At 37.7% G+C, this 23308-nt stretch carries 14 protein-coding genes, 3 pseudogenes and 1 riboswitch; of the genes and pseudogenes, 9 read left to right on the top strand and 8 right to left on the bottom strand.

Annotated elements, in window-relative coordinates; translation table 11 throughout:
* Nucleotides 1–352: 352 nt before the first annotated feature.
* From ACFINX_RS07955 to ACFINX_RS07935, 5 genes and pseudogenes are all read left to right on the top strand, one after another.
* Nucleotides 353–745, top strand: a complete 393-nt coding sequence (locus ACFINX_RS07955) for a Fur family transcriptional regulator (RefSeq protein ID WP_375629863.1) — start codon at nucleotides 353–355, stop codon at nucleotides 743–745.
* A gap of 173 nt (nucleotides 746–918) precedes the next feature.
* Nucleotides 919–1077 (top strand): annotated as a pseudogene (locus tag ACFINX_RS07950) (HlyD family secretion protein); the annotation flags it as partial.
* Nucleotides 1074–1217 (top strand): annotated as a pseudogene (locus tag ACFINX_RS07945) (transcriptional repressor); the annotation flags it as partial. The pseudogenes ACFINX_RS07950 and ACFINX_RS07945, both read left to right, overlap by 4 nt.
* Nucleotides 1218–1390: 173 nt before the next feature.
* Nucleotides 1391–2485 carry an HlyD family secretion protein gene (locus tag ACFINX_RS07940; RefSeq protein ID WP_375613633.1) on the top strand — a complete coding sequence of 365 codons (1095 nt, stop codon included), beginning with the start codon at nucleotides 1391–1393 and terminating at the stop codon, nucleotides 2483–2485.
* A gap of 19 nt (nucleotides 2486–2504) precedes the next feature.
* The gene (locus ACFINX_RS07935; protein WP_375613634.1) at nucleotides 2505–4076 is read left to right on the top strand and encodes a DHA2 family efflux MFS transporter permease subunit; all 1572 of its coding nucleotides are present in this window, start codon (nucleotides 2505–2507) and stop codon (nucleotides 4074–4076) included.
* A gap of 1086 nt (nucleotides 4077–5162) precedes the next feature.
* Here ACFINX_RS07935 and ACFINX_RS07930 read toward each other — a convergent pair.
* The 3 genes from ACFINX_RS07930 to ACFINX_RS07920 form a co-directional block, all read right to left on the bottom strand.
* A complete protein-coding gene (locus tag ACFINX_RS07930) occupies nucleotides 5163–5747 on the bottom strand; it encodes a GNAT family N-acetyltransferase (RefSeq protein WP_273791458.1) in 585 nt (194 codons plus the stop codon).
* Between the two features lie 74 nt (nucleotides 5748–5821).
* Nucleotides 5822–6955: a type III PLP-dependent enzyme gene (locus ACFINX_RS07925; protein ID WP_375613635.1), complete on the bottom strand. Its 1134-nt coding sequence runs from the start codon at nucleotides 6953–6955 to the stop codon at nucleotides 5822–5824.
* 1684 nt (nucleotides 6956–8639) lie between these two features.
* Entirely contained in the window at nucleotides 8640–9557 is a 918-nt protein-coding gene (locus ACFINX_RS07920) for a rhodanese-related sulfurtransferase (protein ID WP_375613636.1), read from the bottom strand.
* A 115-nt stretch (nucleotides 9558–9672) separates the two neighbouring features.
* Between ACFINX_RS07920 and eda the strand changes: the two genes are divergently transcribed.
* Nucleotides 9673–10338 (top strand): bifunctional 4-hydroxy-2-oxoglutarate aldolase/2-dehydro-3-deoxy-phosphogluconate aldolase, encoded by a 666-nt coding sequence (gene eda / locus ACFINX_RS07915; RefSeq protein ID WP_375638779.1) that lies wholly within the window; start codon nucleotides 9673–9675, stop codon nucleotides 10336–10338.
* Here the strand turns inward: eda and ACFINX_RS07910 are convergent.
* Nucleotides 10317–10750, bottom strand: a pseudogene (locus ACFINX_RS07910) (ferredoxin--NADP reductase); the annotation flags it as partial. The gene eda and the pseudogene ACFINX_RS07910 overlap by 22 nt on opposite strands.
* Nucleotides 10751–10784: 34 nt before the next feature.
* Nucleotides 10785–11612: a ferredoxin--NADP reductase gene (locus ACFINX_RS07905; protein ID WP_375612296.1), complete on the bottom strand. Its 828-nt coding sequence runs from the start codon at nucleotides 11610–11612 to the stop codon at nucleotides 10785–10787.
* Nucleotides 11613–12421: 809 nt separating this feature from the next.
* Between ACFINX_RS07905 and alr the strand changes: the two genes are divergently transcribed.
* Nucleotides 12422–13537 carry an alanine racemase gene (gene alr, locus ACFINX_RS07900; RefSeq protein ID WP_375612295.1) on the top strand — a complete coding sequence of 372 codons (1116 nt, stop codon included), beginning with the start codon at nucleotides 12422–12424 and terminating at the stop codon, nucleotides 13535–13537.
* A 1531-nt stretch (nucleotides 13538–15068) separates the two neighbouring features.
* Here alr and gcvP read toward each other — a convergent pair.
* From gcvP to gcvT, 3 genes are read right to left on the bottom strand one after another with little or no spacing between them, the layout of a single operon-like run.
* Nucleotides 15069–17864 carry an aminomethyl-transferring glycine dehydrogenase gene (gene gcvP, locus ACFINX_RS07895; RefSeq protein WP_375638782.1) on the bottom strand — a complete coding sequence of 932 codons (2796 nt, stop codon included), beginning with the start codon at nucleotides 17862–17864 and terminating at the stop codon, nucleotides 15069–15071.
* 5 nt (nucleotides 17865–17869) lie between these two features.
* The gene (gene gcvH, locus ACFINX_RS07890; RefSeq protein ID WP_375612294.1) at nucleotides 17870–18238 is read right to left on the bottom strand and encodes a glycine cleavage system protein GcvH; all 369 of its coding nucleotides are present in this window, start codon (nucleotides 18236–18238) and stop codon (nucleotides 17870–17872) included.
* 6 nt (nucleotides 18239–18244) lie between these two features.
* Nucleotides 18245–19357, bottom strand: coding sequence for a glycine cleavage system aminomethyltransferase GcvT (gene gcvT, locus ACFINX_RS07885; protein WP_375612293.1), 1113 nt, complete (start codon nucleotides 19355–19357; stop codon nucleotides 18245–18247).
* A 136-nt stretch (nucleotides 19358–19493) separates the two neighbouring features.
* Nucleotides 19494–19591: riboswitch (glycine riboswitch) on the bottom strand.
* A 446-nt stretch (nucleotides 19592–20037) separates the two neighbouring features.
* Between gcvT and ACFINX_RS07880 the strand changes: the two genes are divergently transcribed.
* Nucleotides 20038–20700, top strand: coding sequence for an LON peptidase substrate-binding domain-containing protein (locus ACFINX_RS07880; protein WP_375610818.1), 663 nt, complete (start codon nucleotides 20038–20040; stop codon nucleotides 20698–20700).
* Between the two features lie 13 nt (nucleotides 20701–20713).
* A complete protein-coding gene (locus ACFINX_RS07875) occupies nucleotides 20714–20920 on the top strand; it encodes a Trm112 family protein (RefSeq protein ID WP_273791466.1) in 207 nt (68 codons plus the stop codon).
* Nucleotides 20921–23308: the final 2388 nt, after the last annotated feature.

Genomic DNA, 23308 nt, shown 5'->3' with positions numbered 1-23308 from the left:
AGCAGAAACCGCTCTCGTTACTCGTCGTATATAGTACTCTTTCAAGCAAAGAGTCAATATCATTTTTTATTTTTTTTTAAATAAAATAACCCAAACTTTACCAATAAAATATTGAACAAAAAATCCTATTTCAAGACATTATTGGAAAAATAAGAAGCGTATAAAACTTTCATGCCTGATAGCGGCGGCTTTCAGATTATAATACCCTCCCCTCACAACGATTGTAACTTTTCTTACATATCGCAAGGATGTCATGTAAAAGGCTAAAGATAGAGTACATATTATATAATCACCATTGCATAAATATCTTACACGCTTTATGCTTTTCCATGGGAGCAAAAGGAAGATGTCAATGTCATCTAAACTGACGCGTAACCAAACATTGGTTTTAAATACTTTAAAAAATGCAAAAGGGCCTTTAAGTGCTTATGCGATTCTCAATCACTTACGCGAAGAAGGTTTTCGCGCACCTCTCCAAGTTTATCGTGCGTTAGAAAAACTCGTACAGTTAAAGTGTATTCATCGTCTTGAAAGTGTAAATGCCTTTATGGTCTGTTTACACCCTGAAAACTGTCAACATGAACTTACAACGTTTATAATTTGCGAAAACTGTGGCACAGTCAACGAAATACAAGATCAAACGATTGTATCAAGTTTAAAACAGATGGTTCAAGCGGTTGACTTCCAAGCACACAAAAGCACCCTAGAAGTACGAGGTCTTTGTAAAAAATGCGCAATAAAATAAGACATCTAACTTGACAATAAGATCTCTAACTTGCAAGTTTATATATTTAGCATTATGTAGCAGGGATCGCCTTATTGTTGGAAAAGCTCTTATCGTCCGTGCATATATCACCCTACCCTAGAGTGAGAGGCTTATTGTACTCGTTAGAACATAAATATTGAAAGTATAAAATCATGTCCGTATCTGAGACCATTTTTTCAACAAAAAATCTCGATAAAATGAAACAAAAAAAAGTAATCAAGGCCCTTCTTATCGTCTTTGCGCTTTTTGTACTTTGGTTTAGCTATAAGTGGACGACGCAATGGTGTTGTATGCTGTCCACTGAAGATGCCTAAACTGTGGCACAGTCCACGAAATACAAAATCAAATGATTGTATCAAGTTTAAAACAGATGGTTCAAGCGGTTGACTTCCAAGCACACAAAAGCGCCCTAGAAGTACGAGGTCTTTGTAAAAAATGCGCAATAAAATAAGACATCTAACTTGACAATAAGATCTCTAACTTGCAAGTTTATATATTTAGCATTATGTAGCAGGGATCGCCTTATTGTTGGAAAAGCTCTTATCGTCCGTGCATATATCACCCTACCCTAGAGTGAGAGGCTTATTGTACTCGTTAGAACATAAATATTGAAAGTATAAAATCATGTCCGTATCTGAGACCATTTTTTCAACAAAAAATCTCGATAAAACGAAACGAAAAAAAGTAATCAAGGCTCTTCTTATCGTCTTTGCGCTTTTTGTACTTTGGTTTAGCTATAAGTGGACGACGCAATGGCGTTATATGCTGTCCACTGAAGATGCCTATGTACAAGGAGATATAGCCGCTATTGCGACTAAATTAAATGGATATATTGAAAAAATTGCCATTAAAGCCAACCAAGTTGTAAAAAAGGACGATGTTTTATTTTACTTAGACAATGGTGATTATCAAATAGCCTTGGATCAAACAGAAGCGCATCTTGACACACAGAAAAAAACACTTCTACGCATTGATGCGCAAATCACAGCCGCTCGTAGTTCTTTAGATGATGCAAAAGCACAAAAAGCAGCCGCTTCAGCCATAGCAACCAATGCACAACTCACCTTAAAACGTGTAACAGAACTGAAAGCCAATCGTTATGCTCCTCAATCCAATGTTGATGATGCCAAATCCGCTTATGAACAAGCCATTGCGAATGTTAACAGAGCGGATGCAAAAATGGCTTCAGCACGTGCAAATATCCGAGTGCTAGAAGCGCAACGAAGTGAAACAGAAAGCGAAACAAAGAGTTTAGAGCTCTCGCGTAAAAAAGCACAACGTGATCTTGATTCGACCATTATACGAGCGCCATTTGATGGAGTTATAGGAAATTTAACAGCAAAAACGGGAGATTTTGTTGTAAATGGCCAACGTCTTGCGGCGTTAGTCCCCATACATGCACTTTATATTGAAGCAAACTATAAAGAAACACAGCTACAAGACATTCATACCGGACAAAAAGCTTATATTTCTGTTGATGCCTTCGAAAATGATGTTTTTACAGGAACAGTGCTTTCTATTTCGCCCGCAACAGGCGCTGTTTTTTCTCTTCTGCCTCCACAAAATGCTACCGGTAACTTTACAAAGATTGTCCAGCGCATTCCCGTACGTATTTCTATTCCAGAAGAAGTCTTAAAAACCGGACATATCCGAGCAGGAATGAGTGTTTCGGTGAAAATTGATACACGTACAAAGCCACAAGATAAAAGTCTCTTATAAAAAAGTAGAAGATCTTACTATGACATCTTCCATACCAGAGCTCATACAGTCTCAAGAACGCATAGGAATGCGCAAAATTGTAGTTTTTATAGCTATGTCTTTTGGCATGTTTATGGCAATCTTAGATATCCAAATCGTTTCCTCTTCTTTAGCTGAAATTCAAGCGGGTCTTACAGCAAGCTCTGAAGAAATTTCATGGGTTCAAACTTCCTATCTCATCGCTGAAGTCATCATGTTGCCGCTTTCTGGATTTTTAGGAAGATTGCTTTCAACACGTGTTTTCTTCACCATATCAGCGATCGGGTTTACGATTACTTCTGTTCTTTGTGCAACAGCAACATCTATTGGAGAGATGATTTTGTATCGCGCACTACAAGGTTTTATTGGTGGAGGAATTATCCCAAGCGTTTTTGTCGCCTCTTATGTTCTTTTTCCTCCTTCCAAACGCCCAATTGTTACCCCTATTGTTGGACTAGTAGCAACATTGGCCCCCACCATTGGTCCAACCGTGGGAGGCTATATTTGTCATCTCTCATCATGGCATTGGCTCTTTCTCATCAATGTACCCTGCGGGATTATCATCTCAATTCTCGCTTGGAAATTAATTGATTTTGATAAAGCTGATCCCTCTTTAATGAAGAAGTTTGATTGGTTAGGATTCATTTCTATGGCTACTTTCTTGGGAACTTTAGAGTATATTCTAGAAGAAGGAGCACGTCATGATTGGCTGAGTGATACGCTGATTCGGGATTTGTTCATTACCATGATTCTTGCTGCAGCCTTATTCTTCTGGCGTGCTTTTACAGTAAAAGAACCCATTGTAGATCTCTCTACTTTTTCTAATTTTAATTTTTCAGCTGCATCCATTTTTTCCTTTTCATTGGGAATAGGCCTTTATGGACTCACGTACCTTTATCCTGTCTATTTAAGCCAAATCCGCCACTTTGATGCTCTCATGATTGGAGAAACATTGTTTCTTTCAGGATTCGTCATGTTATTAACTGCCCCGCTTGCTGGATTTCTTTCAGCACGAATGGATGCACGTTTAATGATGGCAATAGGACTTTTTGGTTTTGCAATAGGTATTTGGATGGCGAGCTCTATCACAGATAACTGGGATTTTTGGCAGCTTTTTTGGCCGCAAGTTTTCCGTGGTGCTTCTGTAATGTTATGTATGGTTCCTATTAATAATATTGCCTTGGGAACACTCCCACCAGAACGGATGCAAAATGCTTCTGGACTCTTTAATCTCACCCGGAATCTAGGTGGGGCTGTAGGGCTTGCCATTATCAACACTCTCATAACAAAACGCACAGACTTCCATCATGAACGAATAGCCGAAACTCTTAACTACGCAAACAGACAAGCAACTGAAATGCTTTCAAATCTTACTGTATTATTCAAAACAGAAACCTTTGATTCCTATACTCTGGCTCTTTCTCAATTGTTTGGTATGGTACGCATACAAGCAACCATTATGGCTATTAGTGATATTTTCTTTATCATAACCATCATCTTTGGTGTTTTGACATTTATGACCATATTTCTCAAAAAAATACCACCTCTCATGGATTCACCACCAAATCACTAAGCTTAATTAAAATTGAGAAATATTTTTTATCCTTATCACTTTCCTCGTTTCCTATGCACTTTATCTTGTCTCAAGAGACAGTATAAATAAGCATATGATTCTAAATGATTCTTCTGATAAAAATTCTTTTAATGCGGGCTCTTTCCGCACTTAAAAACAACTTCTCGCATACAAAAATTGTTCTAGATGATCGGTAAACAAAGAGCTTATCTAAAGTGCTCCACACCATAAAGATAAAGCAGCCATTTCTATAAGATTTTTGATTTATCACCATAGGGCACAAAAGATTAAAAGATTCTTTGCCCTTCACTCTTTTGATTCTTACAAGAATATTCATAAAAGATTTATGATTCTTATGATTTTTATTCACGCACATATTTCTCTTATAATGTGTAGGATAACGTTTTTTTTGATTCTGAATGCAAAATTTTACATGAGAAAATCATTTTGTATTTGATACTCTCATGCCAATTGCAAAACGATTTACCTTTATAGCAAAAAAGTAATGATATATTTTTTTCAAAAAAGCTGCTTTTAAACATGTAATTTTATTTTTTTACACTCTTTAAAAAAAGCTGATACCTACAATTTTGATTCTACTGCTGCATATTTTTCTTTCTTAAGCCCCTTCTCTTTCAACAAGCGCTAAAATTGTATAAAATTTCTCAAAATATCTCTCTATTGAATCAATCAAAACCATTCCCTTGCACATAAAAAGCAAAGAAATAAAAACTGTTTAAGAAAAAAGTAAAACATCCAACCGTTTTGATGCAAGATTTATCAACGATATTGAAAACTGGAAAACTGTATGATGATAGCGACTTTAAAAGAACACAAGACAACTCAAAAATCCGGTTCCTTCAGTATTATAAAATAAGACACTATTTCAAAAAATGAGCTTAAAATATATTCTTACTCACTTAACTGAAATTATCAAAAATAAGAAACCAGCCCCATAAAGAAAAAGCCATATAATAAAATCGCAATACAACTCCCCAAAACTTTGTACCGCTAAATACCTTGGCACTGTCAAAACGGTATGCTCTTCTCAATGGCAGCTGCTGAAAAACGAAATAAACACTATCTTCAAGCGACTTTATGATGCTGAAAACGATTTGAAACTTCTCGTTCTCCACTAGGAACCAAAGTGCCATAACACCCAGAAAGATAATGTGGTATCAGTTCCAACGCTTGAAAGCGATGTTTTTCGTAAGGACCAGGCATTGCCAAATTTTCTGTTAAACTATTTGAAAAGCCAAAACGTTGATAAAATTCAAAATCCCCTACCAGCAAAATGGCGCCATATCCCAATTTTTTTGCTGTTTCAATTGCATGGCGGACTAAAATTGATCCTATTCCCATACCAGCACATTCAGACGCAACAGCCAAGGGGCCTAAAAGTAAAGCATGTTGTGTTTCATTTTTTTCTTTAGAAAAAGAAACATGCCAAAGACGGACACTTCCCACAAGCTCTCCAAGCACATTTTTAACCACAAAAGAGAGCCCTTGAGCAGCCAAACGACCACGACGTAAAACCTCTGATGATTTACGTTTACGTCCATACCCCATCATTGAATCAAGCAAATTTTCTCGATAAGGCTTATCGGCTTCTTGCTCCAATAAAAGTGTAAAACATGCCCCATCTTTTGTTTGAAAATTAATCATGTTCATCTCTATAACCGCCCTCTTACAGCGCCATGACGAGCATAGCAAAAAATCTAAAAAACTATAGTTAAAAGGAAATGTCAGATCACATATGATCGTAAAGGCTCAAAACCATTAAAAGCAACCGATGCGTAAGTTGTTGTGTAAGCACCCGTTCCATGAATCAATATTTCATCTCCTATCGTTAGGGATAGAGGAAGCGGATAAGGTGTTTTTTCATAGAGAACATCTGCCGAATCGCATGTCGGTCCAGCCAAAATACAAGGCTCCATCACCTTATCATCATGAGGTGTCTCAATAGGATAACGAATGGCTTCATCCATAGTCTCAGCAAGACCATTAAATTTCCCAATATCAAGATAAACCCATCGTACATTATCGTTATCAGCTTTTTTAGATATTAGAACAACTTCTGTACGAATAACACCAGCATTGCCAACCATCGCACGTCCTGGCTCAATAATCGTCTCAGGGATACGATTACCAAAATGCTTTTTCAATGAATCAAAAACTGCTGTACCATAAGCTTGTTCTGTAGGGACATCTTTCAAATAACGCGTTGGAAAACCGCCCCCCATATTCACCAACCTTAGTGAAATGCCTTCTTGTTCCAAACGCTTAAAAACTGTAGAAGCATCCGATAAAGCACGATCCCACGCACTCAAATCAACCTGCTGAGATCCAACATGAAAAGAAACACCATAGGCTTGCAAACCCAATTGGTGTGCCCGTCTTAGAACATCAACCGCCATATCTGGAACACAACCAAATTTGCGTGACAATGGCCACTCTGCACCTTTGCCATCGGTAAGAACACGGCAAAAAACACGTACTCCTGGAGCAACACGCGCAATTTTTTCCACTTCTTCAACACAATCAACAGCATAAAGTGAAACTCCCAATGCATATGCTCGTGCAATATCACGCTCTTTTTTAATCGTATTTCCAAAAGAAATACGCTCTGACGTTGCTCCTGCTTTTAAAGCCATTTCAATTTCTGCAACAGAAGCCGCATCAAAAGAAGATCCTAAAGAACTTAGCAAACGCAAGATTTCAGGAGCTGGATTTGCCTTTATTGCGTAAAAAATACGAGACTGCGGCAGAGCTTTTTCAAAATTTAAATAGTTATCACGAACAACATCAAGGTCAACAATTAAGCATGGACCTTCAGAACGATGTGTTGCAAGAAAATCGCGAATACGTTGCGTTGCCATCTGCAATTCTCCTTGAGGGAACGCTCCCCCACTCTATGCTTAGACAGCCAAAGCTGCCAAAAGCTAAAGGACAAAAAACACACAACAACCATCCCCATTCTGATTACAAAAAACCAGAAATTAGCATTGCATGCTGCGAAAGAACAGCGCGAAACCGCGTTATTCTATTTTATATGCCTTTTTGATTGGAGTTGAGAAAACCACTTCCGCACTGAAGGCAATGAGGTGTGCCTCTATAGTTATCCCAGCATTTAAAAGCTGGAAGACACCAGAAAGGCCCGCACCGTCGTTGCTTCAAGATGTCCTCATTCTTGCAATTGGCTGTAAGAATGACTGGAGCGGTTAGTTCCAGGTACCGTACCGGTTAATCTCACCATTTGAGAACCAGCGGACACCCACAGGCACGTGCGACTTTGGGCAAGGCATCCTATAAAACGAATTCTTTCTCATTTCAATCATTTTTTTAATTTTAAACATTTTTTAATTCTTAAAGATAAAATGATGCGAAAAAACAACACTCTCCCCCAGACAAAGCCATCCATCCGCTTTCATGAGATCACACCCTTACATTATCCGTACAACATAAATCACTGTCTTGCGTTTAAAGCCCCTCGTTTCTTTACCCTATTCTATCTCCTAATATCTGCAGCAGAAAATAACGCAAATAAATTACTCAAAACATTAATTTATAATGATAATTTATTATTGTACCCTTAAACAAAAATCCCATTATAAAATCCTCTTATTTCAACCCTCTTACAATGAATCAATTAAAATCATTCTTTTGCGTATCACAAATAAAAAACAATTGAAAAAAGGAGTACCTCTTATATATCCTCTCAAATGCAAAGATGACCAACATTGAAGACTGAGGATAGTAACGACTGAAGCACCATAATCTTTAAAGATAACGTGTCCTTCCCCCAACAAAACACCATTATCTTTCTCATTTACATCCTAAAAAACATCCCTACTTCCACATTCATTTCACAGCATCGCTTAAGCAAAATATCATGAAGAATTCCCCGTATAATATAGCTTGTATGATATAGATCAACTACATCTCACCCTCTTTATACTTATGAAATTAAAAACAAACGCTCCCATTCTATCTGCCAACTCCCAATATTGCAGAAACTCCTACATTGAAATGTTTCATAACACCTTATCTAAAATGATTTTTGTCCACACGTTGCTCCCATTTGCAACGTACAAGTGAATGAATTTTACGCGATTCGTTCTCATCTAATCTGAAAGCAACAAAGTTCACAATATTGAACTCTTTTATTCGAATGAATAATAAATTATCATTATAAATTAATGTATTATATTAAATTCTGAAATCATAAACTCCTATTATCATTTTATTTTTCCACCTAGCATCTGCTTTTTAATCACATCTTATTCATACGCTTTTCTCTTAAACTATAATCTCCCTCCTCTGCGCTGTTGGTGAACGGCTTTTCTATTTTAAAATGAAAAGTATTTGAAATACTCAATCCTATAAAGTCAAAGAAAGTAAACAATCTATAATGATTACTTATAAGTCAAATAATTTAACATAAACAAAAAGACCGAATAATATCCGGTCTTATAAAATATTTTTCTACTAATATTAAAAAACTCTTCTCTCTTAAATTTAAGAGAAAAACGCTACAATTTAAAGCCCTACACTGCGATATCCTTATGTCCCTTGATGAGAATCAATTGCACGCAACTTCAACAATTGAAATTGCCTATGGCGCTCACGAAAGCGCTCTCTATCGGCTTCACTACGCGTGTTATAACAAGCATCACAGGAAACACCTTCCTCATAATGAGGCGATAATTTGCTTTCAGCATTAAGAGGAGAACGACACGCGCGACATAATTCGCGTCCACATTCTTCAAGACCATGTTGAACAGAAACACGCTCATCAAAAACAAAACACTCACCCCACCATAAACTTTTCTCTTTTGGAATTTTTTCTAAATATTTTAGAATACCTCCTTTTAGATGGTAGACTTGCTCATAACCAAGATCACGAACATAAGCTGTTGATTTTTCACACCGAATACCACCTGTACAAAACATGGCAATTTTCTTTTTTTTCTTTAACTCAGCCTCATGTTTACGCACCCATTCAGGAAATTCGCGAAATGTTTTAATCTGCGGATCAATCGCTCCTTGAAAACTCCCTATCGCATATTCATAGTCATTCCGTGTATCGATTAAAATTGTCTCTTCATCTTGAATAAGAGCATTCCAATCTTCAGGATCGACATAAGTACCAACAACTTTTAGCGGATCAACCCCTTCAACCCCCATCGTCACAATCTCTTTTTTCAACCGCACTTTCATGCGATGAAAAGGCATTTTTGATGCCCATGAATATTTAATCTCCGGCGTTTGAAACGCTGGCTCAGCCGTAATAAAATCCACCAATGCCTCAATCGCATCACAAGAACCAGCAACTGTTCCATTAATGCCCTCTTGTGCTAAAAGCAGAGTGCCTTTGATATCCTTTGCTTGACATAAATCCTGCAAAGGTTTTTGTAATTGATGATAATGCTTCAAATCTGCAAAGCAATAAAGTGCAGCAACTTTAAAATTCTTTTCCATGTGTTTTGCCATAACGCGCGTTTCATTCAATTTCAAGATTTATTCATGTACTCTTTAACATATTGTGCTTAATCAAACGATACAAATAATATCATCTCCAAGAAGAAAAAATATCATGTGCCAAAAAAGAGAAAAGCTTTTATTATATCTCCAAGGACAAACTGTTATACCTGTTTTACTCATTGACAATCTACAAAGTGCTGTACCCTTAACACGCGCTCTTGTCAAAGGTGGATTAAAAACAATTGAGATCACCTTGCGAACACCAAATGCCCTCAAAGCAATTCAGAAAATTACACAAGAAGTCCCTGAAGCAATTGTTGGAGCCGGCACAATTCTCAACACAACACATTACGAAAAAGCCGAACAAGCTGGAGCCAAGTTTATTGTAAGCCCCGGATTATCCAATGAACTAATCAATTGTGCAAAAAATAGTGAAATTCCCCTTCTTCCCGGTGCAATGACCCCAAGTGAACTCATGCAAGCATTAAACAAAGGCTATTCATATCTTAAATTTTTCCCTGCTGAAGCTACTGGGGGTATTTCCTTCATCGAAGCTTTAGCATCTCCCTTCTCTGATATCCGGTTTTGCCCAACAGGCGGTATTACACAAAAAAGTGCAACACAATGGCTCCAACTGCCCAATGTCTTCTGCGTTGGAGGTTCTTGGATAGCGCCCCAAAAACTCATTGCAATAAGTGATTGGGATTCGATTACTGCATTAGCATATACCGCATCACAACTTCCCTCTCCCTCGAAAAAAGCTCTTTCTACAATATAATGTAATGTGCAAGAATATCAGCCCCTTCAACAAGACCAAAGCTTTCACACATCCTTGCGCAATCTTTTAACATCGTCATAAAACCATAAATCATCACCCGATCTTCATTAGGATGAATTTTGCGAGTTCTATTGTTTCAAAGCCGCTTGTTTCAAAAAAGCACCACTCTCCATAACAGTCGTAATACGCCCCATATGCTCAGAAAGCTCACGAGTGGTCATAGGATAAAATTTCAGCTGTTGTGCATATGCCCCACAATGAGTGGATCTTATTGCAAAAAGGAAACAAGATCTTTTGCACAAATTGACTCATTCTTTTCGCGCGTTATTTAAATAAGAACAACTTCTGAAAATTTTTCATAAATGTCAGGCTCACGAATAAAGCTTGCAAAAGAAAAAAAAACCGTACCGGTTTGAAAGAAGATAAAGCATCAACTTTCCCACTCATTACTCCACAAAAGCGCGCTCTACAACATAAGTAGCAGGAGCATTATTGGCCCCTTCAACAAGACCAAAGCTTTCACACATCCTTGCGCAATCTTTTAACATAGCCATGGAACCACAAATCATCACCCGATCCTCATCAGGATGAATCTTAGGAAGGCCTGTTGTTTCAAAAAAGTCCCCACTTTCCATCACAGTTGTAATACGACCCATATGCTCAGAAGCTTCACGAGTAGTCATAGGATAAAATCTCAACTGTTGTGCATACTCTCCAATGAGTGGATCTTGTTGCAAAGAGGAAACAAGATCTTTTGCATAAATTAACTCATTTTTTTCGCGCGTTGTTTGAATAAGGACAACTTCTGCAAATTTTTCATAAGTTTCAGGATCACGAATAAGGCTTGCAAAAGGAGCAATCCCCGTCCCAGTTGAAAGAAGATAAAGACGTTTTCCAGGAATAAGAGCATCAAGCACCAGCGTTCCTGTAGATTTTTTACGCATGAGAACTGTATCACCAATTTTAATTTTTTGGAGATGCTCGGTTAAAGGTCCCCCTGGAACTTTTATCGAAAAAAACTCAAGCTGTTCATCCCAAAAGGGACTTGCAATCGAATAAGCGCGATAAATCGGCTTTTCTGCATTTGGCAAACCGATCATAACAAACTCACCCGAACGAAAACGAAAACTTTCCGGGCGATTCAGACGGAATTTAAATAACCGATCTGTATAGTGACAAACCTCTTGGACAGTAAGGGCGAACACATTCTCAGGAATCGGAAAATTTGCAACGCTGCTGATGCTTGACGGAACATTGGTAGCAGACGTATTCATACTCTTCCCCATATCTTTATTGAACGTTAAATTTCGAATCCTTGACGTGATATAGTACTTGCACAACCATCTGCCAACAATTTTCTCAACACAAAAGCCTCAAGGTTAACACTTTTATGTCAAAATTAAATAAATGAGTCTAGCGCGCTCTATAAGCGATAAAATTGATTTCACTTAAAACCAATCAAAGACTAGAAAGTAAATACTGGATACCCAATCCATCTTGAAAACAAATAATATCCAAATCAACGAGTTTTCTAAATCAACAGTTTTTAATGTATCAAAAAGTGTTTACACACTGTTTTCCATTCAATAAAAATAATTTTAAGTGCATGAGACGACATCCAAAATTGCACAGATGAGTGATCTTCCCCCTCATGGTAAAAAACTTGTAATACATTGACTTAACGTGGTTAATTTAATCATTTTACCTTCTCTAAATAAGAAGCCAATGCAATATTTAATCACAACAATCACACCAGCAATAATAGTCTAACATTGCACTCTTCAAAATGATACAATACAATAAACTATGTTTATTTTTTTATATGCCTAAACGAGGGAAAATAAGTAAAAAAGTCTATGTTTTACAAATCATTAGAAGATACCATGTTGATAACAACACAAATAAAACTAAAGTATCTCTTATATCCAGAGTACCATTTTACATAAAAAACGACTTTAATGGCAGCATAGGCTTCTTAATGATTTTGACCATAGCAAATAGTGTCTTTCCCCTATATCGTAAAGAACCTCAATGAAACAACCAAAAAAACTCCGTATTTCACGAACACAGATAAGCTTTTAAAATGAACAAATCCGTTAATGATGAAATAAATACATCACTCTATACAGCTGTAGCAACCATCGATGTCAGTGCCATTGTTGCCAATTATATTACTTTAGCCAAACGTGTAGCTCCAACACAATGTTCAGCAGTTGTAAAAGCAAATGCCTATGGATTAGGAGCTCACAAAATTGCTCCTGCCCTTTACCAAGCTGGTTGTCGCACTTTTTTTGTCGCCCAAATCAGAGAAGCACTCCAATTAAAAAGCATTTTACCATCAAATGTCACAATTGCCATTCTGAATGGACTTCCACACTTAGCAGAAGAGTTTGTCGCACAATCTGGTATTGTTCCTGTTCTAAACTCTTGGAATGCCATTGAAAATTGGCAAAAAATTTGTCAAAAAAAAGATAAAAAATTTCCAGCAATTGTTCAAATCGATACCCATATGAACCGATTAGGACTGGATCAAAAAGAATTACAAAAACTCATCAAACACCCTACAATTTTCGAAAAAGCAGAAATAAAATACATTCTTAGTCATCTTTCTAACGGAGAAGATGATACCCACCCATCAAATTATGCCCAATTGACTTCTTTCAAAACGATCCTTGCGCAATTGCCTGCTTGCAAAGTTTCCTTTGCCAATTCTGGAGGTATCTTTCTAGGATCAGATTTTTATTTTGATCTTGTTCGTCCAGGCATTGCACTTTACGGAGTTGATCCGCGGGGAAAACACCCATCACCTTTGAAACCTGTTTTAAAACTTGAAGCCCAAGTCATTCAAAGCCGCGTTGTTGATATAGGAGCACCTGTTGGTTATGCAGAAAGCTTTATAACCAACAGACCAAGCACTCTTGCAACCATTTCTATAGGCTACGCAGACGGCTGGCTCCGTACTCTTTCGAATAAAGGAACTGTTTATTTCAACGGGCACAAACTTCCCATGGTTGGGCGGGTTTCTATGGATTCCATTATTGTAGATACGACCGATCTTGAACAAAAACCTCAAACTGGTGACTGGGTAGAACTCATTGGTCCCCATCAAACACTTGAAAAAGTATCTATAGATGCCGATACCCTTCCCAATGAAATTCTAACATCTCTTGGCTCCCGCTATAAATACATTTACACATAAAAACTCTTTAAAAAAATAAATTGATAAAAATCATCATTTTAGAAAATTGAGGGGCTTTTACAAAAGATTTTACAACAATCAACCACACAGAATGGTCATAGACACCGTACATTCACAGAAATCTCAAAACAGACAAGTTGATGGACTGTTTTATGGAAGTAGCTTTCACCTAAAATACAAAAACTTAGCCTTTCCCCATAAATTGACAAAAAAGAATCTACTACAAAGTTTTTAAAATTAATTTCCCAATTAAAATCATTCGCTTGCATACCACAAGCTGAACTATGTGTAGATAAAAATGATTTAAGAAAAGAATAATGCCTCTTATGAACCATAGTGCCAAGAGCTATAACATTAGGCGCTGGCAAAGTGTATGATAGTGCCCAGCTTACTCCGTTATGAAGCGTAAAGATAGTGGGGAATCAATGGATTTACCCTTACACCATTCACGAGCGCCGTCGCGAAATGGGATTGGGAGCGAAGTGTCTCTTTAAAACAAACACGTGAATTAACAACTCAAGTATATTCTTTTTGGAGCGTTCTGTTTTACATGAGGATCATTCCCCCACTAAAGAACACAATAAATATAAAGTATGGAGCAATGTGTAATCCCCATTATTTAAAAAACATTGCTTTAAATGCTTTTGAAAGCCATAAAGCTGAATTAAGAGGAGATGACAAACTGAGGATTGATTTTCACCTTACGGCTTTACATTTTCCAAAATAAGATTGTCTTCCAGTTTCAAAGATTACGTCAACAGAAATACGCAATCCCCGCCCTCATCTGACAGACAAAAGCAGGAACTACTCATAAAGCTCTTTTTTTCTCAATCTCTGGCTCAAGACATGTTGCTGCATTAAGTTTGGATGTTGATTTACAGGCAACAGCTAAAGCACACGAGCTCTTAGGAAAACAGCGCCGTAAAGTCACAAACTGACTTGCAATGAAGTGGAAAGATGTGCCGGCTTTTATAAGACCCCTTGTAAAAAAAAAACATAATACATTTGGCTTTGCGTTTGCTCATTCTGACAGGTGTTCTTACATATTTTTTCGTCATATTTACAAAAAGCAGATTAAAGAGAAATATTTAGACAATTCTTGACTCGAAAAGATGCAACAACAGAGTTTCGCGTGTCTTTATCATCAAAAACATTAAATTTGATTTTATTCTTTCTACAACCCGTCGTCGTCACCTTAGTGAGAAGTAGTATGTCACAACACATGCAACAGACGTGCCCCTATCCTCATAGGTTTTCACTCTCGTTTACATGAATTAGCTGGCTAAACCGATGCCGACTAGTCAAAAACCATGTCATACGGTAGAATGCAAAGGAGAGCATGCCTATTGCCGACAAAACACAGCTTTTTGTCGACTTTTTCGATTTTGCTCATGTTATAAAAAACAATGCAAAATTCTAGAAAATAGACAAATAATTCCATAGTAACATGATCAACAAGTACAAAACCCACACAAAATGTGTGGGCTTTTTTCGTTCATGCAAATAAACAAATTAAATATATATTTGTTATTTAATAGGTATTTCCCAATGGTGGACACGAACAAATGAGCATTCTGTCTCCCGCAACATTATCAATACGCGATACAGGAGGCCAATATTTATTGGCTGGATCAAGAGAACTGTTGGGAAAAGCAGCTTCTTGTCGCGAATAGGGTCGTACCCAAGCATCATCTAAAGTATCAGCCACTGTATGAGGGGCATTCACCAATGGATTATTGTCTTTTGGCCAAACCCCATTCCCAACTTTTTTCGCTTCTTCAGCAATAGAGAGTAAAGCATCACAAAAACGATCAATCTCTGCTTTTGGTTCTGATTCCGTTGGCTCAATCATTAAAGTTCCCGGAACAGGGAACGACATCGTAGGCGCATGGAATCCATAATCAATGAGACGTTTTGCAATATCATCAACACTCACCCCATACTGCTCTTTCAACACGCGTGTATCCACAATACATTCGTGAGCAACACGTCCATGCTTGCCCCGATAAAGAATGGAATAAGCAGCTGAAAGACGTGCAGCAATATAATTGGCATTTAAAATGGCTATTTGTGTTGCATATTTTAAGCCATCAGCCCCCATCATTCGAATATACATCCATGTAATTGCAAGAATAGACGCACTTCCATAAGGAGCAGCAGAAACCGCATGTGTTGTCCCATCCTGTTCATGACCTGGTAAGAATGGTTTGAGATGCACTGCAACTCCAATTGGTCCCATACCAGGACCACCACCACCATGAGGAATAGCAAATGTTTTATGAAGATTCATATGACAAACATCAGCGCCAATATCCGCAGGACGAGCAAGCCCCACAAGGGCATTGAGATTAGCACCATCAAAATAAACTTGTCCGCCATTTTCATGAATAATAGAACAAATTTCCTTAATGCTTTCCTCGTAAACACCATGGGTTGAAGGATAAGTAATCATAAGAGCAGCCAATTTATCTTTATGCAATTGCGCTTTCATCTTGAGATCGTCTACATCAACATCACCATCGCTTAAACATTTTACCACAACGACTTCCATCCCTGCCATATGAGCCGAAGCTGGATTGGTACCATGCGCAGATGCAGGAATAAGACAAACTGTACGTTGATGTTCTCCTCGTGATTGGTAATATCGTCGGATAGCCAAAAGCCCAGCATATTCACCTTGAGCACCAGAATTTGGCTGAAAAGAAACTTGCGCAAATCCTGTAATTTCACACAACCACGCATTTAACTGGTTGATCATCTCCAAATAACCCGCTGCATCCTCTTGTGAAACAAAGGGGTGTATATTGGCCGTGCTCGCCCAGCTCACAGGCATCAATTCAGCAGCTGCATTAAGCTTCATTGTACAAGAACCAAGAGGGATCATAGCGCGATCCAGCGCCAAATCCTTATCCGCTAAACGACGCAAAAAGCGCATCATATCTGTCTCTGAATGAACAGCATGAAAAAAAGGCTGAGAAAGAAAAGCAGCATCCCGTTTTTTTCCAAAGAGTCGTGGAGAAACCTTATCAAAGAGTTGTGCCCCCAAAAGCTGCGCTAAAGCACCAGCATCTTCTTCTGTTGATAATTCATCAAAATTGATTGCAATAGTGTCATCATCGAGAACACGAATAAGGCGCCCACCTATTTTGGCTTGATGCGCAATTTCTCGCGCTTTTCCCTTAACAGAAATACTCACACAATCAAAAAAGCTTTTCCCTTCAACATGAATCCCTGCTGCTTCTAAACCAGCAACAAAACGACATGTTAAATGATGAATTCGCTGCGCAATTTCTTGTAAGCCTTTTGGCCCATGCCAAACAGCATAAGCGGTTGCCATATTAGCCAACAAAGCCTGCGCTGTACAAATATTTGACGTCGCTTTATCGCGCCGAATATGTTGTTCACGTGTTTGCAAAGCTAAACGAAAACCAACGCGTCCTTTGGTATCCACGGATTGACCAACAATACGCCCTGGAATAAGACGCGTTAACGCATCACTCACGGCAAGGTAACCAGCATGTGGACCACCAAATCCCATCGGAACGCCATAACGCTGCATAGTGCCAACAACGATATCTGCCCCCCATTGAGCAGGTGGCTCCTGAAGGGTAAGCGCTAAAGGATCAGCCACAACGATAACTAAAGCTCCCTTTTCCTTTGCCTCTTTTATGATCTCACTGTAATCATGAAAAGAGCCTTTTGTATCTGGCCAAGACAAAACAATTGCCGCTGTATCAGGATCAATTTCGCCATTTTGGCTAATCTGAATCCCTTGTGTTTCAGCACGCGTTTGCGCAACACTCAAAGTCTGAGGATGTAAAAGACTCTGAAGAGAAATTTTTGTTTTTTTCTCACGGAAAAAGCGAACAGCAAGGGCATTGGCTTCAGCTAAAGCAGTTGCTTCATCAAGAAGGGAAGCAGCAGAAACAGGCAAACCTGTTAGTTCACTAACCAATGTCTGAAAATAAAATAAAAGCTCTAAACGACCTTGGCTAATTTCTGCTTGATAAGGCGTATAAGCAGTATACCAAGCAGGATTTTCAAACAGATTTCGTAAAATAACCGGAGGCACATAAGTTCCATGATATCCTTGCCCAATAAAACTTTTGTGCACATGGTTACGCTCCATCATCTTGGAGAGTTCTTCCAAGGCTTGTCCTTCACTAGCAGCCTCTGGAAGATTCAGTGAACGTCCCAAATGGATAGAGTGTGGAACAGCTTGAGAAATAAGTGTCTCAACACAATCAAGCTCTAAAACATCAAGCATTTTTTGTGTTTCATCAGGACGCAGCCCAATATGTCGAGAAGAAAAAGAACGCTCGATCATGGTACTCATCCAATCAAAGCCTTATAAGCATCTTTATCTAACAACCCCTCCAGTTGTGTCTCATCCTGCAATGTCATTTTCCATAACCAGCCTTCTGTTTCGGGTTTCTGGTTTACCAGTTCAGGATTATCAGCCAAGGCTTCATTTATTTCGACCACTTCACCATCAAGAGGAGCATAAACATCTGAAGCCGCCTTCACTGATTCTACAACAGCCGCCGCCTCTCCTTTGGAAAGTTTTGTTCCACTTTGTGGTAAATCAACAAAAACCAAATCCCCTAATTGCTCTTGCGCATAATGCGTAACCCCAACAGTCACCACTTGCCCTTCAACGCTAAGCCATTCATGGTCATGTGTAAAATAAGTTTTAGACATAAAAAATCATCCTTTAAAATAACGTTGTTCAACAAAGGGAAGAGAATGAACTGATAATACAATCTTTTTGCCTCGCAGTTCTGTAAAGACTTGTGTCCCTTCAACTTTAAAATCAACAGGAACGTAACCCATCGCGACAGGACCATCAAAAGAAGGACCAAAACCACCTGATGTTACAATGCCAATCTCATTACCTTGATCATCAAGAAGCACCGCACCGGCACGAATAGGTTGACGCGTTTGCGGTTTTAATCCAACACGACAACGAGCCGGTCCTTTTTGCAGTGCTTTAAGAAAAGCCTTTGCACCATAAAATTGTGCTTTTTCTCGAACACTTTTAGGAACAGCCCATGTTAGAGCCGCATCAATAGGTGTCGTATCAGGGGTAATATCATTTCCATGCAAACACAGCCCCGCTTCCAACCGCAAGCTATCGCGTGCGGCAAGTCCAATCCACTCAACACGAGAATCACTCAGCAATTTTTCAGCCAACATATGCGCATGCCCTATAGGCAAAGCAATTTCAAAGCCATCCTCTCCCGTATAACCAGAACGCGTTATAAACCAATCCTGTTGTGGTTCGAATCCTTGCATAAAGAACAATTCATTCCCTGGCAAATCCGCATCAGCAAGAACAGCTGCCGCTTCAGGACCTTGAAGTGCAAGCAATACCCTTTCAAGGGCAATCACTTGACATTCAAAATCAACCGCACGCTTTTCCAATTCTAAAAAATCAGCCTGTGCATTCCCAGCATTGGCGACCAACATAAAACGACCCTCTTCCAAACGGGTAATAATAAGATCATCAAGAATACCAGCCTGCTCATTAAGCAAATAATTATACCGTGAATGCCCAATCTTTAAAGCTGCTGCATCAATGGGAAAAGCATAGGACAAAAATTCCACAGCTTGTGCCCCTTCAACCGCAATCAATTTCATATGAGAAATATCAAAAAGTCCTGCATGTGCACGCGTATGAAGATGCTCTTTTAAAACGCCAAGAGGATAAGTTAAAGGCATGTTCCAACCCGCAAAAGCACCAAATTTTGCTCCTGCTTTTTCATGCAAATCATATAAAGGAAGTGTTTTTAAAAAAGATGTTTCTTGTGCTGTGCCCATAATAACTCCAAAGCTGCGCTAACGCCCACAGAATATGGTCGTCTCTGCCCCCTCTGTCATCAACCTGAGAGACTCGCGAAAAAATTTTTCGCTTACACCTTCGGCGCGGGTTCTCCCGACTTTCCAGATCTGCCTTCTTCCTTTTACGGTCCTTAAAGCCTGAGAGATTATGGGCTATTTCCCCTTCGGCGGCAATGCGAAAATTTGCAATCTGCACTCTCCCGCAAAAGAATGAAAGAAACGATAACGCTCTTTCCAGCATATTTAAACCTATAGCCTATCTTCATCACACTGTCATTAGTAAAGTGATGAAAATGTTCTCATTTTAAAACTTGCATAAGCTGCTTCAAAAGATTTATAATATTATCCTTTTGAACCTTACAAAAATTGCAAGCAACACATTTTAGGAAATTTAAGACAAAAATCAAAAGCTATAAACAAAAATACCTCTTGAAAATCATGCAAAACGTCACACACTAAAAAGATCGCAAAGCAATATTCTTTCGCGCGCAGTTCAACCTTAAAGATAGGGTTTCATATTCTTTTTGAGAATAAGGACTTCAAATATTTTATAAGTATGATTTTAATGCACAAGAAGTAGGTTTTCTGCTTTCTCAATAGTGTCATAAATAGCGACTATTTACAGACTAAAATTACCGAACAAAGGTGACAAAATACTCATGAAAGCTGGTAATATCTCTTACAATTGCGAAAATGATCTTCCAAAGCAAATTGCTCTTTTTCCTTTAGAAGGTGCACTCTTACTACCCGGTGGTTTTTTATCACTCAATATTTTTGAACCAGAATCACTTGAAATGATTGAAAATGTTATGGTAACTGATCGTCTATTGGGCATTATTCAACCACTTTCATCGGATACAGATCGCTTCTCTACACAACTTTATAAAACAGGCTGTATAGGGCGTATTACAAACTACAGTGAAACAGGAAACGGACAACTGTTCATTATCTTACAAGGTGTTTGCCGCTTCACTTTAGAACAAGAATTGAAAAACACAAAATCCTATCGAACAGCTCTCATCCAATCAAACATAAAAGACTTGCAAGAATTTGATATTGAAGAAAGCATTAACCGAGAGAACTTACTCGACGTTGTAGAAAAATATCTAACCATACATGAAATGGAATATAATTGGAGCAGCATCATAGAAGCCCCTACACCTATATTGGTTAATGCTTTTTCAGCTCTTATCCCCTTTACACCAGCAGAAAAACAAGCTCTCCTTGAAGCTCCAGATATCGAAAGCCGTGCCCAAACTCTTCTTGCATTAACAGAACGCTCGCTCATGAAACAAACAGGAACAGATTACCGCTTAAACTAATGAATGTCCAAACATGAAAAAAATGACCACAGATCCCAAAATGCTCGAATTGCTCGTCTGCCCAATGACGAAAGGTACTCTCTCTTTCAACCGAAAAACACAAGAGCTCATTTCTCTCAAAGCCAAACTTGCCTACCCTATTCGTGATGGCGTTCCCATTATGCTTGCCTCAGAAGCGCGCCCTTTGCAAAACAATGAAGAAATAACGCATAAAAAATAAAAAATCCTCATGCAATTTCCCTCTACAAGCCCACTGTTATCAAGTCTCTATCAATATGATATCTCAATATTTACGATTTCTGAAAAAAGAGATTTACAATGAAGATATTTATATCGCTTTACACCTTGTAACAAAAGCCAAAAATATCATCAGATTCTCTCATTCCAGCCTGTTCATACTGAAGCAATCAAAACCATTCGCTTGCACCACACAAGCATCTGAATAAAAATGGCTCTTATGAACTTCTTAAAAGCAAGAATTATAATAACATTTTTAACCAACTCAGGTAAATGAAATTTATTATATTAAACATAAAGATTGTTATATTTCATGGACTTTAATTTATACTATTTACGAACAACATATTTGAGATACCTCGATTTAAGATGAATAAAAACGACAAGTTATATCATCTTATGTATACCATATCGGGACAAGAATATTTATCTGTTTGCGTAATCTTTGAAACGGAGAAGCAACCTAATTTGGGGGAGAAAACATAAAATCGTAAAGGAGAAAATCACCCCATTACCTTGCCATCACCCTTTAATTTCGCTTTACAATTTTTACAAGTATCTAAAGTATCTCAAGCAATATTTTTATGTATAATATACGCATTAATTACGTGAAAACTTGAAACAACAAACAAGAAACACTGTTGTAATTTCAATTGACGATTGAAAGTAATTGCCTTATGAAGGAGGCTTGTGTTTTTGGTTGTATACGCGACAATCAAATAGGGTCTGGAAGCCCGAAAAACTCAAACTAGAAATAAAACCGCTTTTGCGGATATCTCGGAATTTCCGAGGGCTCTTGTTATGTCCAAGTGCTTTCAGCACTAAAAGCAAGGGGCTGACTCGGTTTCAGCACTTCGACCCCGGAAACGCTTATTCCATAAAAATATAATAAATTCAGTGTGTTATATGCAATTATTTTATATGAATCCACTTAAGAATCCACACTTTTATGCATGATCCATTTGACCCTTTTTTATATAAGATTGCCATGTATGAATAGACCATAAAAAGCAAGTCATGATACAAATATTATAACGCATGTGTGCATTCAAATGAAATGAAAAGCAGATATCATTTATAACAGTTTATAAATTTTATGACACGTTTTTATCACAGCACAAATCACATTGTTTAAAAATTTAGTCGTTTGGAATTATCGATTATACGTTTAAAGAATGGTATGAGTTTTGCTCTTTTTTGAGCGAAACCTTCAATCGAATAATCGTTTGAAACTGTCATAAGCTTATAGGTTTAATTTATAAAGATTGCATAAAAGGATTTAAAGACAAGATCACTTTTAAAGCGCTTTCTAAAAGTTTAGAAAATGATAGGTAATCAGCATAAATATAATATCATGACTCTAGAATGAAAATCACAATGTTATGTTTTATGAAAGAGAAAGCTTTTTAATGATATAACGCAAGCAAACAAACTTCAAAACCATTGTAACATCATAAGGTATGGGTTTTTACTCAATTTTGAGTCAAAAGCTGTAATATTTAAGAATGCTCTATTCTAAGATAACATCCCCAAAATGGACCGGCTAATATTTAAAGAAATTAGGTTTTAATGAAAAGTACAAATACGCTTATGAGAACCTCTTTAAATGCACGTTTAAACGTTTGAAACATAAAATGAGATCTTTATAAGAAACGTTAAAACTTTTTTTTATTACAGTTATAACTTAGTTATCATTTGCTCTTAAGAACGTTTCATTTATGAAAAATGAAGATCTAGATTTCACAGCAGAGCAAAATCTTAAAAACCTTACACTTTATAAAAGCGTTTGTTTATTTATCTTATGAAAAGCTGCTTTGTAAAAACCAACGCTTCCAAATGTAAAAAGAACGTTTTTACAAGACATTCACTTAATATGCATTTGCTTTTGATTGGATTGTTAAAGCTACCGAGCATTTTGATTTGTTTGATACGTTTAATAGCCATAACAAGCGTTTATAGGCTCTGTAATTCAAATGAGTTATTAAAGATCATACGCACATTTACGTTTCTTTTGATAAGTTTTCATATCTCTCATAGAGTGCTTGCAATATGATACGTTTTGTATATATGCATTCATTACTCCATTGTGGATGATTCATTTTAATCATTAGAATAGACATTTGAAAGCCGCGTCATATCACTTGACACGGCTTTTTTTATGTTACTCTCTCTTTTATGAGATGTTTATAGCAATGCATTTTATATGCGTTTATACACCATAAAGAAGGCACGCCCCCCACGCCGTTCTTTATTCTGTTTTATCAGTTATATTGACAACATTATCCCTTTCATACACCTCACAATTTTTTGGAACCAACCTTACTTTGCTTTTTTTATTGATTTTTGCATTGCCATAAACACGCCCCCAGAT

Source organism: Bartonella sp. AP36NXGY (assembly GCF_042195865.1).
Classification (GTDB): domain Bacteria; phylum Pseudomonadota; class Alphaproteobacteria; order Rhizobiales; family Rhizobiaceae; genus Bartonella.
This window is presented reverse-complemented; position numbering and strand designations above follow the sequence as displayed.